We start from the raw sequence: 16249 nt of genomic DNA on the forward strand, positions 1-16249 counted from the left end.
CTCAGGAATTTCTAATTAACTCTGGGTTTACAAGACATAACTGGTATATGTCAAATTTAGCAGAAATGCTTATCACTTTTTTGTTAATTTTTCTTGATTTCGGCTGTACTTAACCATTGACTGTCAACTGTTACTTGTTGGTTGTTACTTCTTGGTTATTACTTCTTAGCGAGGGAGGACGCGCTACCCCTGCTCCCAGGGCTGTTTCATTTTCCATTGCCAACCCCTAAGACCTAACCCCCCACCCCCCTTCCCTAGTAGGGAAGGGGGAGTAATAAATAATTTTTTATGTTTAATAGTAATAATTAGTCCCCCCTCTCCCCCTCAAAAGGGGTTGGGGGAGAGGTCACACAGTTTTTCCTAGAGAATGAAACAGCCCTGCCCTGCTCCTCCTACCTCCCCCACAAACAGGTACGGTAAACACGCCAAAAAAAATTTGTCAAGTTATTGCAATATTTTTTAACTATCTGTTACAATCGTTTACATAAAGAACAAACTAAGTCAGCTTAGGAGAAAAATAATATGTTTACCGTTTTAATCTCTTTATTCATCGTCGGTTGGGTTGCTGCTGCTGTGATTGGGACTCAGGCTTACTTCCTGGGCGAACAAACCAAACCCATTCACCAACGGAACTGGAATTCTGCCTCCTTCGAGCAAATTGCCCAGTCCGTCACTGGCCAAGAAACCGACTACGCTGTTCGCGTCCCCGCCTATAGTTTGGATGCTTACGCCAGCAATAATTTAAGTAATTAATTTTCTAAGCCTCAAGCCAAAAAGACAAAAAATAAGTAACGTTTTTACCCCCTCAATTAGTGGAAAATTGAAGGGGTATTTTTTGTAAGAATTAAGTAGAAACCGGGTTCAAATTAACGTTTCAATGAGTTCCAGATATGACTCAGTTCGATAATTAAAATAGTAGCCCAAACCAAAATACTAATTCCGGCGGCGGCGGCGGCAATATCTTTAATTATCCGAATGCGTTCATCTAGCTGTTCTTGCATAAAATCGCATAGGGCTTCGATGCAGCTATTAAACAATTCAGCAGTGAGCATCAGTCCTGTTCCTAACAGAATCAGAGTAAAATCTATCCATTCACGAAAAACAAAGCAAAGACCTAATACAAAGATAGATAAAATCATCTTATAGGCAACGCTAAAATCAGACACGACTGCAAAATAGAGTCCTGATAAGATAACTTTAAACTTTCGGATCGGATGATAGCCGGGTGGACGAAATTTTTTACTCATAAATATTAATCAAAATTACTTAAAGACTCCTAAGAATAAACCTCCCATTGGAATCAGAGCAAATCGAATAGTTGATCCGGCGTTAGTTTGGACAGATGAATTAAATTCAACTCACGGCGAGAATCTCATTCAGCTTATTTTTTAAGATAGATAAATCTTAACATGACAGCCAAAATATGCGAAAATAGCATAAAAATTTATGAAGATGCAGTAAAGCGATAAAAACTTTGGATAGTAAAGGTTTCAATTCGGTCAGTAAGGATAAATGTTATGTCAACTGAAATGGAAAGAAAAGTGCTGGTCAATAAACTGATTACAAATTTCCAAGAATGGACTTTGACTAGCTGGAAACCGTCTGAGGATATGCTACAGGCGCTAGAAGAATACTTGGTTTTCTTTTCTCCAAAAGATATTTGTGATGTCAACCATATAAAACAATCCTTAATTTTTGTCATCAATGAAAGACTGGAATTGAACAGAAAGGTATATCGATATTTTATCGATCCATAAATTATATTAAGAATTTAGATCCAAAAACCTGTAATTTTCAGGATGGTAATGAGGGATTTACCTATAAAGACTGTTATCTTGTGTATGTAGATCAGCAAGAAAAAAGTGTTCTTCTTTTTGAAAAGAATGAACGTGATGAGACTATGATTCCTTGTCCAAAATGCAGAACATTTAAAGTTCAAGGTAATTCCTAGTTTAATTTCAAATCTATCTAACGTTCCAGGGGTAACTTTATATCAAGGAGATGCCTTTCAGGTACTTCACAAATTAAAAAGTGAATCTATAGGAGGTGCGGTAACATCGCCTCCATACTATAATGCCAGAGAATATTCTCAGTGGTCTAATATTTATTGCTATTTGTACGATATGTACAACATATCAAAGGAGGTTTTTAGATGTTTAAAGCATGGATCTCCATACTTATTCAATATATTTGACTACTTCGATAATGAAAATATTATAGTTTTTTCGGATATGGGTAAAAAAAGACTGATTTTAAGTAGCTATATTAGCTTTATTTTTAGGCATATTGGTTTTACCCATTTAGGAAACATTGCATGGGATAAGGGAGAAATTGAGGGTAACAGAAATTTCAATCAAGGTAATGACTCTCCTTATTATCAGGCTCCCTTAAATTGTTGGGAACACATACTCATATTTTCTAAAGGTTATCCCTCTTTCGATCTATCTAAACTACCGAAAGTTATTCAAGAAAAACCTGTAACGAAAATGGTTGGAGGTAAAAATATTTATGGTCATAGTGCGCCATTTCCTGAAGCACTTCCCAAACTTCTTTTTTCCATTGTGCCATCTGAAGAGATCATACTAGATCCCTTTGCAGGGAGTATGACTACGGGTAGGGTTGCTGCTAGAGAATCTCGTGTATCTATTAATATTGAGTTACATCAACATTACTGTGATCTATCTCTAAACTTACTTAACACTCAGATTAGTAAACCTTTACAGGGGAGCTTGTTTGATACGGAAATTTTTTGTAATTAATTTTAATGATAGTATCTGAAACCTCACGGAGTCAGGACTTACGCAAATTTGGGGATGTAACCCTATATGTAGTAGGGGTAATTCATGAATTACCCCTACAGTCAGGGTTAAATTTGAAAAAATATGACAACTCAAATAGGACTGCTATAGATAGATTTGTGTTGAGAATCAAATTTTATTCAGAAACCGTTCCGATAATTTATTGTTGTGTATAGGAATTAAAAATATGCCAACATTCAGTGGCGATCGCCCAATCTTCCTCTGTATGAACCGCTAATATTTTAACCCTTGAATCTGCGGTGGAAATCTCTTGATCAACCGGGTGAGAGGCATTTTTTTCTAAGTCTAATTTTAAGCCTAAAAACTCCCATCCTTGACAAGCTGCTTCTCGAACTTTTTCGGCGTGTTCTCCGACTCCGGCGGTAAAAACTAAGGCATCCAAACCGCCTAAATTAGCTAACATTTGTCCGATTCCCATTTTTAAGTGATGAATATACATATCAAAAGCCAGTTTAGCTTGAGCATTTCCAGCGTTCATTTCTGTTAACACATATCGCAGATCGCCCGACTCCCCGACAATACCTTTTAACCCCGATTCTTTATTTAAAATTTGATTAATTTGCTGAATATCATATTTATATTGACTGATTAAATATAATACAATGGATGGATCAATAGAACCGCTTCGGGTTCCCATAATTAATCCTTCTAGGGGAGTAAATCCCATCGTTGTATTAATACTAATCCCATCTTTAATAGCGGCTAAGGAACATCCATTCCCTAAATGACAGGTAATTAATTTTAAAAATTCTAAAGGTTTTCCTAGAATTTTCGCCGTTTTTTGAGCGCAATATTTATGGCTAGTCCCATGAAATCCATAGCGTTTGATTCCATCTTGAAAATATTGATAGGGAATGGGATAAACCGTGGCATAATCGGGCATGGTTCGATGGAATGCCGTATCAAAAACCGCGACTTGGGGAACATTCCCTAATAGGGTTTCTACGGCTTCAATTCCTTCTAAATGGGCGGGGTTATGACTGGGAGCGAGGGGAATTAAATCTCTAATTGTTGATTTTACCTTTTGATCAATTAATGTTGCTTCTGAATAGTCCGAACCTCCATGGACAACTCGATGACCAACTATTGTAATTTCTGAGAAATCATTTAATACTTTGGTTTCCCCTGAAATTAGGGTATTAAATAATTGCGCGATCGCCTCTGGTTTAGACTTTAAATCTAAGGGATATTCTTGTTTTACCCCTGGAGTTTTTACGGTCATCAAACCTAATTCTTTTGAGGCTGTCCAATCAATATTGGCTTCCCAAATCGGGTGTAAGGGATAGTCTGGTAATGCTGGTTCTTTAATTTCATACAGACAACTTTTTTGAGAACTTGAACCCGCATTTAATACTAATATTTTCATAGGATAAGTTAAGTAAAATTGTGATTAGAATTTAAACTTTTTTATCATTAGATTAATCCTTTAAATCCCTGTTTTAAGTCCCAATAGAAGACCGTAAAGTTTCATCTAAATGACACCGATCTGCTAAAGTATGTAATAACGGCCCGCGAGAAGATAATTCTACTATACTAACAGCCCCCGTTGGCATAACAATGCGATCGCGAAATCTGCCAATATCAATTCCTAATAATTCACATAACATAATTCTAATCGTGGCTTTATGGGATACAATTAGAATATTACCCGATGGATAACGTTCTTCAATTTCTTGAATTACCTGGGAAGAACGGCGAGCAATATCAATTCCTTTTTCCCCTCCTGTTGGCGCATTCCAACCCGGATCAGTTAACCATCTAACATAATCATCATGGTAATTTTCATTAACGGTTTGGGGAAGTTTTCCTTCCCATTCTCCATAGGCAATTTCTTTTAAACCTTCTCTAAATTGCATTTCTAAACCCACTACATCACACAACGGTTTAGCTGTTGCAATAGTTCGTTTCATCGGACTAATAAATACAGCCGTCCAAGGTAAATTATGATAAGATTGGGCAAATTGCTCGGCCATTTTTAAGCCATTTTCGGTTAATTCGGGATCTAAATTTCCACAATAACCCCTTTGTTGATTATAGGTGGTTTCTCCATGTCGTAGAAAATACAATTTAACAGTCATAATTTTGATAAAACAATAGAATTCATCCGAACCCCCTAAATCCCCCTTTTTAATGGGGGACTTTGAGTTCAAGTTCCCCGCTTATTAAGCGAGGGATCTCTTTTGCATAAAAAAGGGGGTAGTTTAATTTTTAGTTAGCTTAACATATCAGATTCTCAAACAGTCCTTAAATTTTTATAATTCAATCTTAATCTTCTATTAATATTTTCGATCTGGGAGCAAATCTTAAAAAAATAGGAAGAATAAAAATATAATATCTCTAAATTCAAAAAGCCGTGCTATCATTTAAAGCAATTTTGACATGAGGGTATCGTTCAAACAGCAAACAGCAGTTTAACGATATCTTAATGATCTCAATTCTTGAAAAACTAAAAACCTTTATAACAGTCAGGACTTATGGTATCTGCACCAGATAGACCCATGGAGACGAGTAACCCTCTGAGTGAGGATGAACTGCGTAAGATTGATGCCCGGTCAACGGGAATTGCTAAACGTCCCCTGTGGCCGATGATTGTATTGCGGAGTCCCAAAGGCTGGACTGGCCCAACGGAGGTCAATGGCCATAAAGTTGAAGGTTTTTGGCGGTCGCACCAAGTGCCAATGGCTGATGTCACCACCAACCCCACCCATCTCAAGTTATTAGAAGATTGGATGCGGAGTTATAAGCCCGAAGAACTGTTTGATGCCAACGGCCGTTTAATTCCCGAACTGAAAACTTTGGCCCCCCAAGGTACAAAACGAATGAGTGCCAGTCCCCATGCAAACGGGGGTGTGCTGCGTAAAGACCTGCGATTGTCGGACTTTCGGGACTATGGTGTGCCTGTGGAATACCCCGGTAAGTCCGAGGTGGAAAATACCAACCCCCTAGGAAAATTCCTCCGGGATGTGATGCGAAATAATCTGCAAAATTTCCGCGTATTTGGCCCCGATGAAACGGCTTCTAATCGCTTAAATGCGATATATGAGGTTAGTAAAAAAACCTGGGTGGGGGACTTTTTACCAGAGGATTTAGATGGGAGTGAACTGGCAACCGATGGCCAGGTGATGGAAATCCTGAGTGAGCATACCTTAGAAGGATGGTTAGAAGGCTATTTACTCACCGGACGTCATGGATTTTTCCATACTTATGAAGCCTTTGCGGAAAATATGCCCTTTGCCGATAACAGCTTTGACCTGGTGCACACCAGCGCCGCCCTGCACGAAATGAACCCCGAACAGTTGCAGCAAATTCTTAATGAGGTTTACCGCGTTCTGAAACCTGGAGGGATTTTTACCCTGGTTGATTTCCATTCCCCGACTAATCCGATATTTTGGCCGGGGGTAGCCATGTTTCTCTGGTTATTTGAAACGGAAACAGCTTGGCAATTGTTAGAAACAGATTTGGTTCAATTATTATCACAAATTGGCTTTAATGTCAATCTCCCTAAACTTTATGCTGGAGGAAGTTTACAAGTAATTCATGGGGTTAAACCTGAATAGAAATATAAGGAGAAATAGGGTTGATGTGGCAATTGCTATAAATAACAAAATTTATACCTGAAAAACCTGTTTAGATGTCAACTTTAATTCAGGAAAAAGTAAAGACTTAATTTCCTGTTCACCCGTAAATTCTGTAACTTCATAAAAACCAGCAACTAATAATAAAACCGAGATTTTTTCTGTTTTTGGGTCAATAATCCAATATTCAGGAATTTCTCTAACCGCATATTCAGAACGCTTATAACGGTAATCATCATCAGAATTACCCGGACTAACAATTTCTACGGCTAACAGGGGAGGTGCTTCTAAAACGGCGGCGGACATTTTTCGGAGTTCTTGACATTGACTTTCTGACAAAATGACTAAATCAGGAATCCTTGATTTCTTTTTAGCTGTTCTTACTCCTACTGTACCAGGCATTACTTTCCACTGCTGTTTAAGGTTGTCAATTTCTTGTTCTAAAATCTTAAAGATAAAATGTAAGATCAAAGCATGAAAACCACTGGCAGTAGGCATAAGTTTTAATTCTCCATTAACTAATTCATATTTGTTATCCGTGCCATCGTCATAAGCTAAATATTCTTCAAAGGAATAGGTTTTAGTTAGTAATTGAACCATTTTGAATAGACTCCTATGGTTATTTTAAGGTGAATTTGGTAGTCAATAAGCAAAACAATCAAAAAATAGGTAAGTTTAAAATAAATTCTGGTAAGACATTTTCTCCTGATAAAGTTGTGGGTAGTTTGACGATTTCAAGAGCTTGATTAGGACGATATATTTCTACTTGTTGTTCTTGGGGATTAATTAACCAACCTAAGCGCAAACCACTGTTAAGATATTCCTGCATTTTTGCTTGAAGTTGGGTTAGGGAGTCAGTGCGAGAACGCAATTCCATCACAAAATCAGGACATATTGGGGGAAATTTTTCTTGTTCTTCTGCTGTTAGTAATTCCCAACGTTCCTTAGCTACCCAAGCCACATCAGGAGAGCGATCGCCACCATTAGGTAAGCGAAATATAGTAGAAGAACTAAAAACTTTTCCCAGTTGAGTTTGACGATTCCAAATCACTAAATCGGCATTCAAATCTGATTCTCGATTACCACTGACTCCACCAACGGGGGGCATAATTACTAATTCTCCTTTGACAGTTCGTTCGAGTTGCCAATTTTCATTATCTTGGCAAAGTTGATAAAATTGCTCGTTGCTGAAGGTGACATTTTTAAAACTTAAAATGATCGGTTCTGAAGTAATCATTTTACCATCCTAATACTGAGGATATACAATAGTAGTTTTCAATGCGGTGTTAAGTCAAGTTTTTGCAATAATTTTTAACAAAATATTACCTATAATTTATGACCAATAAATTAACTTAATCTCATCTTTATTAAAATATCCTTTAGCAAGCCCTTAAATTGATATTATCCTAAACTGGATTAATATTCCAAACATTTTGACAATAGGCTTGGACAAGTCCATCGGAGGAAAAACGACCTAAACGAGCCACATTTAAAATAGACATTCTCGTCCAGGTTTCCCAATCTCGATAGGTTTGGCTGATTTTATCTTGACAATCAATATAGGATTGGTAATCAGCAAAAACCATATATTCATCGTGATATAATAGGGCATCAATTAAGGTTTTAAACAGATTCGGATCGCCTTGGGAAAAATAACCCGACGCTATTTGATCAATACTTTCTCGTAGGCTTTCATTGGCATAATAATAACTCCAAGGATTATAACCTTTAGCTTTTAAAACTTCAATTTCAGCTAAACTTAATCCAAAATTAAAGAAATTTTCTGCTCCCACTGCATGGCGTAATTCTTCACTAGCTCCATCTACAATTCCTAATGTTAAGGCTCCATTAAAAGCAGGTTTTAAAATCGCAATTCCCCCGGCTTTTTTCCCCGCCATTGCTAAATGTTCAGAGACATCGGCGGCGGGATAGATATGTTGACTTAAAGTTTGATTAACATTAGGAATAAATACGACTTTTAAGCGATCGCCGATAATAGGATCGGAATTAATCACTTGACCCACCGCATGAATTAATTTAATCATCAATTTCCCCATCACATAACCGGGGGCAGTTTTTCCAGCAAAAATAAAGGTTTGGGGAACATAATCCCCATCAGGATGTTTGCGAATGCGATTGTAGAGGGTAATAATTTTTAAAATATTCAAATGTTGACGTTTATATTCTTGAATTCGTTCAATTAAAATATCAAAAATAGAATCAGTATTTACCGTAATCCCACAATTTTGTTGAATATAATCAGCCAGTTTTCGTTTATTTTCTTGCTTAATATTTCGCCAAGCTAAACGAAATTCTACCTGATCTAATTCTGATTCTAAACGATGCAAATCCGCAAAATTTTTAATCCAGCTATTGCCAATTTTATAGGTAATTAATTCGGCCAAAGGGGGATTGGCTAAAACCAACCAACGCCGAGGGGTAATCCCACTACTAATTGCTCTAAATTTTTCCGGTGTTAATTCATAAAAATCAGGAATAATTGATTGTTTTAAACGTTCGGTTTGCCAGAGAGAAATTCCATTAATCGCATAACTTCCAATACAAGCTAAATGAGTCATTCTAACATATCTTTCTCCTGTTTCATCAATCAAAGAAAGTCGAGATAATTTATTAAAATCTCCCGGATATTGACTGCGAACTCCAATTAACAATCGATTATTAATTTCATAGATAATTTCTAGGTGACGGGGTAATAAACTTCCTAATAATCCCACAGACCATTTTTCCTGAGCTTCCGGTAATAAAGTTGGGTTAAGATAGGTAAAGGTTTGTCTAGTAATTGACCAGGATTTTTCCCATTCTAAGCTATATTCATCAACAAATAATCGCATTAATTCTGCGATCGCGATCGCACTAGCCGTATCATGGAGTTGAATAGAATAGTGTTGATGAAATGTCTCTAAATTTTCTCCAGTTGCCAGATGATTCCGAATCATATCTTGGAGAGAACAGGAGACAAAAAAGAATTGTTGTTCTAAACGCAGTTGTTTTTGTTGAATTTTTTCATCATGGGGATATAATACTTTTGTGAGTAATTCAACGAATGGTTTTCCCTGAACAATTCCATAATAATCTCCAATATTAAAATCCTGAGAATTATAGGAAACAATCGGTTCTGCTTTCCATAATATTAAGGTATTAACAGTATGACTTTGATAACCGGAAATCGGTGTATGATATGGAACTCCTTTGATGCAACGCTGGGGAATCCAACGCACCCGATAGCGTTCTTTTTGGTCATAATAGGCTTCCGTATAACCCCCTAGCTGCACATTTACCGTAGCCTCGGGACGGGCAATTTCCCAGGGATTTCCATACCGCAACCATTTATCAATCTTTTCGACTTGCCAACCGTGATAAATTTCTTGATCAAAACTACCAAATTCATAACGAATTCCATAGGCAATAGCGGGCAGATTCAAGGTAGACAGAGAATCTAATTCATCAATAGGTAATTGGGCAACATTTCCATAGCCTAAACTGGGTTCTATTTCTTGATCAATTAAGTCTTGTAAGTTTAAATTAAAAGCTTTTAAAGATTTTTGGAATGGTTCCCATAAATTGCAATTAACTAAATGATTAGCTAAATGAGATCCTAAAGTATATTCAGTAGAAAAATAGCAAATTTGTTTAACTTTATTTTGGGAATAATTTTGAGTTGTTTTCACCCAGGAGGGCATTAAAAACTGTCGAATAGTATAGGCTAATGCTTGATATAATTCTTGGGGGGTTGCGGTGGTGGGTAATTGACCTTGAAGATAGAGCAAGTTAGTTGTAAACTCTCGTTGTAAATCCTCTAAAGCGGGTGCTGTTTCAGAATAATCAGCCATTAGAGAGTTGAAAATAGAATCGGGAATTAATGGACTCATATTAGTATAATTATTACCCGTGAGGGGAGAGATTGTTGAACTTGAATAAACATACAGTAGAGAGAGACGCGCCGTGGCACGCCTCTACAGTTTTTCCTCAAGTTTTGGGTATTTAAACCGGGGCTAAATTGAAGGATACCCCCAACCCGGCGGCCATTTCTTCGGCGGTAATTTGACCATCATTATCTTGATCGAGGGCATCAAATACGGCGTCTGTTCCTGACCATTCTTCCCGGGTAATATAGCCATCGCCATCTAAATCATAGGCGCGGAAAATATCTTCAGCTGCATGACTAATTACTTCTTCTCCTTCTAAACGAGCTAGACGTTCAGCTAAGAATTTTTCTAGGGCTTCTAAGGCCTTGGAAAACCCTTTAATTCCTTCTTCTAATTTTTCCGAAGCCATCGGATCTTCGGCGTGCATTCGGTTAAAGGTATCTTGATCAATGGAGATTTTTTCTAGGTCTAAACTGGCGGCGGTTTCGGGATTGAGTTTGCGGGGAAGGTCGCCAATAGTTGATTGTAATTCTTCTAATAGAGCGGGAGAAATTGTTAATAAATCACATCCGGCTAACTCGGTAATTTCCCCAATATTACGGAAACTAGCCCCCATCACTTCTGTTTGATAGCCAAATTTTTTATAATAGTTATAAATTTGGGTGACAGATAGAACTCCGGGGTCTTCTGCGGGGGGGTAGGAATCTCGTCCGGTGTCTTTTTTGTACCAATCTAAAATCCGGCCGACAAAGGGAGAAATTAAGGTCGCTCCAGCTTCTGCACAGGCGATCGCTTGATGAATGCCAAATAATAGGGTTAAATTACAATGAATCCCATCTTTTTCTAGGACTTGGGCGGCTTTAATCCCTTCCCAAGTAGAGGCAATTTTAATTAAAATGCGATCGCGAGAAATCCCCGCCGCTTCGTATTGCTCGATAATATAACGACCTTTAGCAATGGTGGTTTCCGTATCATAAGATAACCGAGCATCGACTTCCGTGGAGACGCGCCCGGGAATAATAGCTAATATCTTTAATCCAAAAGCAACGGCTAACCTTTCAAAAGCTAAATTTGCCACTTCAGCATGCGTTGCACTCCCCCCCAAATCCTGACGGGCTTTTTTGAGGGTATCATCCACAATACTTTCATATTGGGGCATTTGGGCGGCGGCAGTAATTAAGGAGGGGTTGGTGGTTGCATCTCTGGGGGTATACATCTCAATGGCTTGGATATCTCCGGTATCCGCCACTACAACGGTGATTTCCCGTAGTTGTTCGAGTAGAGTTTGTCCCATTGTTTTCCGTCCTCTATTTAGGTCGCTAATCACAACAGAGTATAGCAAATTTAATTAATCAACAGTCTAAATATTGACTAATTACTGATTACTGAAAAATGGGTGCGTCACCCAGCGGCCACACACCCATCAAAATTTTTTGATAATTCTACCTATTAACCCTGGAATTTAATCCGATCAAATGGGATTAAAAAATTGAATTAAACGGACACGCCTCGGGTACTCAAAACCTCTTGTAGTTGAGCTTCTTCATCTTTAGTTAAAGAAGTTCTTAACACTGTTCCACCATAGGGGGCGATTTCTTCTAAGACTTTATCGGGGGTGACTTTCCGCACTAATACAAAGAGGGCAGAGGTTTTCGGTTGTAAGGTTTCCCCTAAAGATTTCATGAATTTATCATCCACCCCAATATCACTTAAAGCACCACTGGCGGCTCCAGCAGCGGCTCCCACGGCTGCACCCAACAGGGGGCTAAGGAATAATGTCCCAATTAATAAACCCCAAAATCCGCCACTGACTGCACCCGCAGTGGTTAAATCAATGGCTTGGTTGAGTTTGATTTTTCCTTCAGCATTCTTGACAATTACGGCAGCGTCTTCTAATTCGATTAAATGTTCTTTTTGTAATTTAATCAAAGTCATACGGACTTCTTCGGCTTTATATTCGTCATCGTAGGCGATCGCAATTAAGTCACTCATGGTAAATCAATATAAAATTTGTCATCAGCAGTTTAGCACAAAATCGCTTTTTAGCTCCTAACAAAAAATATTAATTTAACATCTTTCTCAAGGAATATATTATCGGTTTTAGTTCTCATTTATAAAAATGCTATAATCTCAGAAACCGAATTTATACCAGAAACCCGGTTTCTCTGTCTCTACAATTGAGAATTAGGCTTGAATTAAAAATTGAGTTGCTGTTAAGACAGGTTTATTGGTTAAGGTTAAGAATTTACCCCCTGTACCAAAACCTGGGGCTGTGCCGTTTTGATTGTAGAATAATCCTCCGGTTGTACTATTATAAACAATATCGGCGGCACGGGTAGCAGCTAAGGCATCGGTGGTAACTTTAGCAAATTCACTGGCAACAGAAAACCCAGTTCCCGCAGCACTGCTAATACTGGTAAAAGTGGTTTTATCCAAGACAATTTGATCGGTTTGTGAGATATTAAAGTCTGTAATTGTATCTACACCTACCGCAGTAGTCGTAAAGGCTGCATTAGTATTGTAGATAAATTTATCCGCGCCGAGTCCCCCTGTAAGGGTATCATTTCCAGCATCTCCACTCAGAGAGTCATTGCCATCGCTACCTAACAGTTGGTCAGTACCGCTACCCCCAATCAAGTTATCATTTCCGGTACCGCCATTGAGAATATTATTAGCGGTATTTCCAGTAACAGTATTAGCTAGAGTATTACCTGTACCATTAATAGCGGTAGTTCCAGTTAAGGTCAGGTTTTCAACGTTAGCAGGTAGGGTATAAGTGACAGAAGATTGGATTAAATCTGTACCTTGAGAAGCTAATTCTGTAACAACATCTCCAGTATTATCGACAACGTAAGTATCGTTTCCTGTACCGCCTTTAAGTTGGTCAGCACCGCTACTACCATTGAGAATATTATTAGCAGTATTACCCGTAATAATATTAGCTAGAGTATTACCTGTACCATTAATAGCGGTAGTTCCAGTTAAGGTGAGGTTTTCAACGTTAGCAGGTAAGGTGTAGGTGACGGAAGATTGCACCAAGTCAGTTCCTTGAGCCGCCAGTTCGGTGACAACATCTCCGGTGCTATCGACAATGTAAATATCGTTCCCCAATCCCCCTTTGAGTTGATCGTTTCCGAGTCCTCCATCTAAACGATCGTTCTCAGTACCACCATCAAGAGTGTCGTTTCCTGCTAATCCATTAAGGGTGTCATTACCAGCTAATCCATTGATGACATCTGCATTAGCAGTTCCGGTTAAGTTATCAGCGCCAGCAGTACCATTAATAGCCGCACTTTGAATCGTTAAACTCCAGCCGCCAGCTATACTACCACTATCCCCTCCCATATCATCCTGCACAAATAGCTGCCAAGCCCCATTGGGATTTGTGCCATTGAATGCGGACAACGCCGTACCATAAGGGCCTGCGGGTGCGGGAGTAGGGAAGGTATCACCGACTTGGTAGTCAGTTGGACGATAGGTTCCTGATGTAATTTGAGACCCATCTGGCAATGTCCCTGAAGCGCTGTCACGAAAAGTTAGATTGACATTATTTAAGTCTGCGAAACCCCCAGCATCGGACATGAGCATAACTTTTTGTCCCCCAGGCCCCCGCAGAAACATATCCACATCATCTGGCCAAGTATGGGATAAACCGCTTAAGCTGACTTGAATATTGGCAATGTTCCCACTGACACCGGAAACGTTAATCGTTGATGGATAAGGCGAGGCACTGCCGCTCGACGGAATAGTAATACTATTGGGGTTGGTGAAAATTGGCAAAACTTCCTCGGAAACGATTGTTCCTGTTGCCGTATTAGGAGTTCCCCCAATGTATCCTGTACCGGAGTTGATGTTGAAAACAACGGTTTCGTTTTGGCTTTCTGCTAGGGTATCAGCCGTGGGGTCAACTACCAACTGAGCCGTACTAGAGCCAGCAGCAAAGGTAATTGTCCCTGTTTTTGTGCTAGGACTAAATGTCACTGCGCTGTTGGTTAATACCGTATAGTCGGCTGGGTCACTCCCAACCGCAGCCGCATTAGCTGTTCCCGCGACGCCAAAGTTAGCAGTTATAGGACTGGTTAAACTTCCACTGCGACTAAAACTGTAGGTTAAATTCCCTGCCCCATCTTCCTGTACTGTAGCCGGACTGACGTTGACGGTGACAGAGGGGAGGTTGCTCAAAGCATTGTTAATATTCAACCGCTTCCCAGAGACAGTTTTGCCATTGAGGGCAGAAATCGAGTCCCCAGTTGACATGAGCCGATTCTTAATCTGCTGTGCCGTCCAAGTGGGATTTTGAGACCACAGCAACGCCGCCGCCCCGGTGACATGGGGAGATGCCATTGATGTCCCACTATAAGTCCCGTAGCTACTATTGGGAAGAGTGCTATAAATATCCGAACCAGGGGCTCCTAAATCTACAGTGGTGGCTCCAATGTTGGAGAAAGAGGATAATCCATCGGTGCGAGTGGTTGAGGCAACAGAGATAATATTAGATAGGTTGTAGCTGGCAGGATAAGCAGGCGTTATGTCTGTGTTCAGTGAACTATTACCCGCCGCGGCAATAAATAAAGCTCCCTGTTGTCCGGCGGTATTGATGGCATCGGATAGGGCTTGAGTGTAGCCCCCGCCTCCCCAAGAGTTATTAGTAAGTTTGACTCCCTTGGCTGTTGCATAGTTAATCGCCAAAATCGCATTGGATAGAGAGCCGGAACCACTATCATTTAAAAACTTAAGTGGCATAATCTTGGCATTCCAAGCTACCCCTGTCACCCCAACGCCGTTATTGCCTTTTCCGGCAATAGTTCCAGCAACGTGGGTTCCGTGTCCATGCACATCCATCGGGTTATTGTCGTTATAGGCAAAGTCCCAACCCCGGACATCATCAATATATCCGTTACTGTCGTTATCAATGCCATCGCCTGCGATTTCCCCTGGATTTGTCCAGATATTCGCCGATAAGTCCGGGTGGTTGTAATCAACGCCGGTATCAATCACACCGATAACTAAGTTTTGGTTGCCCTTTTGAATATCCCACGCTTCGGGAGCGTCAATATCAGCATCGGCTGTCCCCCCACTTTGACCTATGTTGTTGAGTCCCCATAACTGAGAATAGCCAGGATCATTGGGAGTGGTGGCTTGGGGAGTAATTTTTTCTGAACTTTCTGTAGCAGAACTCGGTTTTTCGACATCTTCAAGGGTGATGATATAATCCGGCTCGATGTACTCGAAGCGGGGATCATTCTTATAAGTCGATATTATTTTTTCAACTGTTCCTGAAGGAATCTGCCAAATGTCAATCCCAAGTTGTGAGGCTGTGCTAACTTTTGTGACTCCGATTTGCGCCTGTAAGTTGCTAATTTCATTGGAATTAGCTCCGGGCTTTAGTTTGACTATTACGCGGTCTGAGCTAAAATTCGTATCCATAATGCTCCTATACTGATAATAAACGGGTGGAGATAGACTCTGGTAGAAATACCATTTACTCTCAGAGGCCTAGTTAAGCCTTCTATCTCAATAGAAAGTATTATATCACGAAAATAAGCTCATTACTAATATTTTTTAAGTATCAAAAAGCAAGTGAGTTGTCATCCATAAAAAATGTTAAAACCTAATTCTGGCAAGGATTAAGAGCCATTTTTAACGTCATTCAGTTAAAGGTAATTTTTAATTGTCGTAAACTGCTCAAATCCCGTGAAATTACTTAATTTAGAAAATAAATTAATACAAAAATCTGGGATACAAAGCGGGAATATACGTCAAATCCCCCGTTTTATAGGGGTTTTAGACGGATATTAATATATGTTCATAATGAGAAGCCGGGTTTCTGGGGACTTAGTGCGGGTATACAGAAACCCCCATGGCTGTTTCATTTTCTCCCAAAATTTGTATGACCTAACCCCCCAGCCCCTTCCCTGCAAGGGAAGGGGGAGCAATTAATATTACTAAATACCATTTCTGATTTAAG

General features: G+C 39.4%; 13 protein-coding genes and 1 pseudogene. 5 read left to right on the forward strand and 9 right to left on the reverse strand.

The annotated features are described in order from the left end of the window. The first annotated feature begins 522 nt into the window (after positions 1-522). Complete coding sequence (locus NMG88_RS17945; RefSeq protein ID WP_026785619.1) at positions 523-753, forward strand: photosystem II protein, Psb35-related; 231 nt, start codon at positions 523-525, stop codon at positions 751-753. Between the two features lie 113 nt (positions 754-866). Here NMG88_RS17945 and NMG88_RS17950 read toward each other — a convergent pair whose 3' ends face one another. Continuing rightward, positions 867-1247, reverse strand: a complete 381-nt coding sequence (locus tag NMG88_RS17950) for a diacylglycerol kinase (RefSeq protein ID WP_026796262.1) — start codon at positions 1245-1247, stop codon at positions 867-869. Between the two features lie 270 nt (positions 1248-1517). On the opposite strand from NMG88_RS17950, the gene NMG88_RS17955 reads away from it, so the two are divergent. Next, the gene (locus NMG88_RS17955) at positions 1518-1757 is read left to right on the forward strand and encodes a hypothetical protein (RefSeq protein ID WP_227350458.1); all 240 of its coding nucleotides are present in this window, start codon (positions 1518-1520) and stop codon (positions 1755-1757) included. Positions 1758-2039: 282 nt separating this feature from the next. Next, positions 2040-2759, forward strand: a complete 720-nt coding sequence (locus NMG88_RS17960) for a DNA methyltransferase (RefSeq protein WP_227382549.1) — start codon at positions 2040-2042, stop codon at positions 2757-2759. Positions 2760-2958: 199 nt separating this feature from the next. Here the strand turns inward: NMG88_RS17960 and NMG88_RS17965 are convergent, their stop codons facing one another. Continuing rightward, positions 2959-4185 carry an acetate kinase gene (locus tag NMG88_RS17965; protein WP_227357879.1) on the reverse strand — a complete coding sequence of 409 codons (1227 nt, stop codon included), beginning with the start codon at positions 4183-4185 and terminating at the stop codon, positions 2959-2961. A gap of 73 nt (positions 4186-4258) precedes the next feature. Next, positions 4259-4897, reverse strand: coding sequence for a histidine phosphatase family protein (locus tag NMG88_RS17970; protein WP_227350456.1), 639 nt, complete (start codon positions 4895-4897; stop codon positions 4259-4261). A gap of 420 nt (positions 4898-5317) precedes the next feature. Here NMG88_RS17970 and NMG88_RS22520 point away from each other — a divergent pair. After that, positions 5318-5662 (forward strand): annotated as a pseudogene (locus NMG88_RS22520) (phosphoketolase family protein); the annotation flags it as partial. Beyond that, positions 5639-6376, forward strand: coding sequence for a class I SAM-dependent methyltransferase (locus tag NMG88_RS22525; protein ID WP_278047063.1), 738 nt, complete (start codon positions 5639-5641; stop codon positions 6374-6376). The pseudogene NMG88_RS22520 and the gene NMG88_RS22525, both read left to right, overlap by 24 nt. Positions 6377-6427: 51 nt before the next feature. Here the strand turns inward: NMG88_RS22525 and NMG88_RS17985 are convergent, their stop codons facing one another. The 6 genes from NMG88_RS17985 to NMG88_RS18010 form a co-directional block, all read right to left on the reverse strand. Then, complete coding sequence (locus NMG88_RS17985) at positions 6428-6994, reverse strand: Uma2 family endonuclease (RefSeq protein WP_042153660.1); 567 nt, start codon at positions 6992-6994, stop codon at positions 6428-6430. A 58-nt stretch (positions 6995-7052) separates the two neighbouring features. Next, positions 7053-7631 (reverse strand): Uma2 family endonuclease, encoded by a 579-nt coding sequence (locus tag NMG88_RS17990; RefSeq protein WP_235751330.1) that lies wholly within the window; start codon positions 7629-7631, stop codon positions 7053-7055. Positions 7632-7800: 169 nt separating this feature from the next. Then, on the reverse strand, positions 7801-10284 hold the full coding sequence (gene glgP, locus NMG88_RS17995) for a glycogen/starch/alpha-glucan family phosphorylase (protein WP_254030248.1): 2484 nt from the start codon (positions 10282-10284) through the stop codon (positions 7801-7803). A 112-nt stretch (positions 10285-10396) separates the two neighbouring features. Further along, the gene (locus tag NMG88_RS18000) at positions 10397-11575 is read right to left on the reverse strand and encodes a transaldolase (protein ID WP_042153668.1); all 1179 of its coding nucleotides are present in this window, start codon (positions 11573-11575) and stop codon (positions 10397-10399) included. Between the two features lie 200 nt (positions 11576-11775). Continuing rightward, positions 11776-12273 carry a DUF1269 domain-containing protein gene (locus tag NMG88_RS18005; RefSeq protein ID WP_027248791.1) on the reverse strand — a complete coding sequence of 166 codons (498 nt, stop codon included), beginning with the start codon at positions 12271-12273 and terminating at the stop codon, positions 11776-11778. Positions 12274-12465: 192 nt separating this feature from the next. Continuing rightward, the gene (locus tag NMG88_RS18010) at positions 12466-15708 is read right to left on the reverse strand and encodes a S8 family serine peptidase (protein ID WP_254035672.1); all 3243 of its coding nucleotides are present in this window, start codon (positions 15706-15708) and stop codon (positions 12466-12468) included. Between the last annotated feature and the right edge of the window lie 541 nt (positions 15709-16249).

Origin of the sequence: Planktothrix agardhii (assembly GCF_904830935.1) — a bacterium.
Lineage (GTDB): Bacteria > Cyanobacteriota > Cyanobacteriia > Cyanobacteriales > Microcoleaceae > Planktothrix > Planktothrix agardhii.

Excerpts from the sequence above, each read along its gene's own strand:
- NMG88_RS17945 (WP_026785619.1), top strand. The coding sequence starts at position 523 with ATGTTTACCGTTTTAATCTCTTTATTCATCGTCGGTTGGGTTGCTGCT.
- glgP (WP_254030248.1), bottom strand. The coding sequence starts at position 10,284 with ATGAGTCCATTAATTCCCGATTCTATTTTCAACTCTCTAATGGCTGAT.
- NMG88_RS18010 (WP_254035672.1), bottom strand. The coding sequence starts at position 15,708 with ATGGATACGAATTTTAGCTCAGACCGCGTAATAGTCAAACTAAAGCCC.
- NMG88_RS17965 (WP_227357879.1), bottom strand. The coding sequence starts at position 4,185 with ATGAAAATATTAGTATTAAATGCGGGTTCAAGTTCTCAAAAAAGTTGT.
- NMG88_RS17985 (WP_042153660.1), bottom strand. The coding sequence starts at position 6,994 with ATGGTTCAATTACTAACTAAAACCTATTCCTTTGAAGAATATTTAGCT.
- NMG88_RS17955 (WP_227350458.1), top strand. The coding sequence starts at position 1,518 with ATGTCAACTGAAATGGAAAGAAAAGTGCTGGTCAATAAACTGATTACA.
- NMG88_RS22525 (WP_278047063.1), top strand. The coding sequence starts at position 5,639 with ATGAGTGCCAGTCCCCATGCAAACGGGGGTGTGCTGCGTAAAGACCTG.
- NMG88_RS18005 (WP_027248791.1), bottom strand. The coding sequence starts at position 12,273 with ATGAGTGACTTAATTGCGATCGCCTACGATGACGAATATAAAGCCGAA.
- NMG88_RS17970 (WP_227350456.1), bottom strand. The coding sequence starts at position 4,897 with ATGACTGTTAAATTGTATTTTCTACGACATGGAGAAACCACCTATAAT.
- NMG88_RS17990 (WP_235751330.1), bottom strand. The coding sequence starts at position 7,631 with ATGATTACTTCAGAACCGATCATTTTAAGTTTTAAAAATGTCACCTTC.
- NMG88_RS17950 (WP_026796262.1), bottom strand. The coding sequence starts at position 1,247 with ATGAGTAAAAAATTTCGTCCACCCGGCTATCATCCGATCCGAAAGTTT.
- NMG88_RS18000 (WP_042153668.1), bottom strand. The coding sequence starts at position 11,575 with ATGGGACAAACTCTACTCGAACAACTACGGGAAATCACCGTTGTAGTG.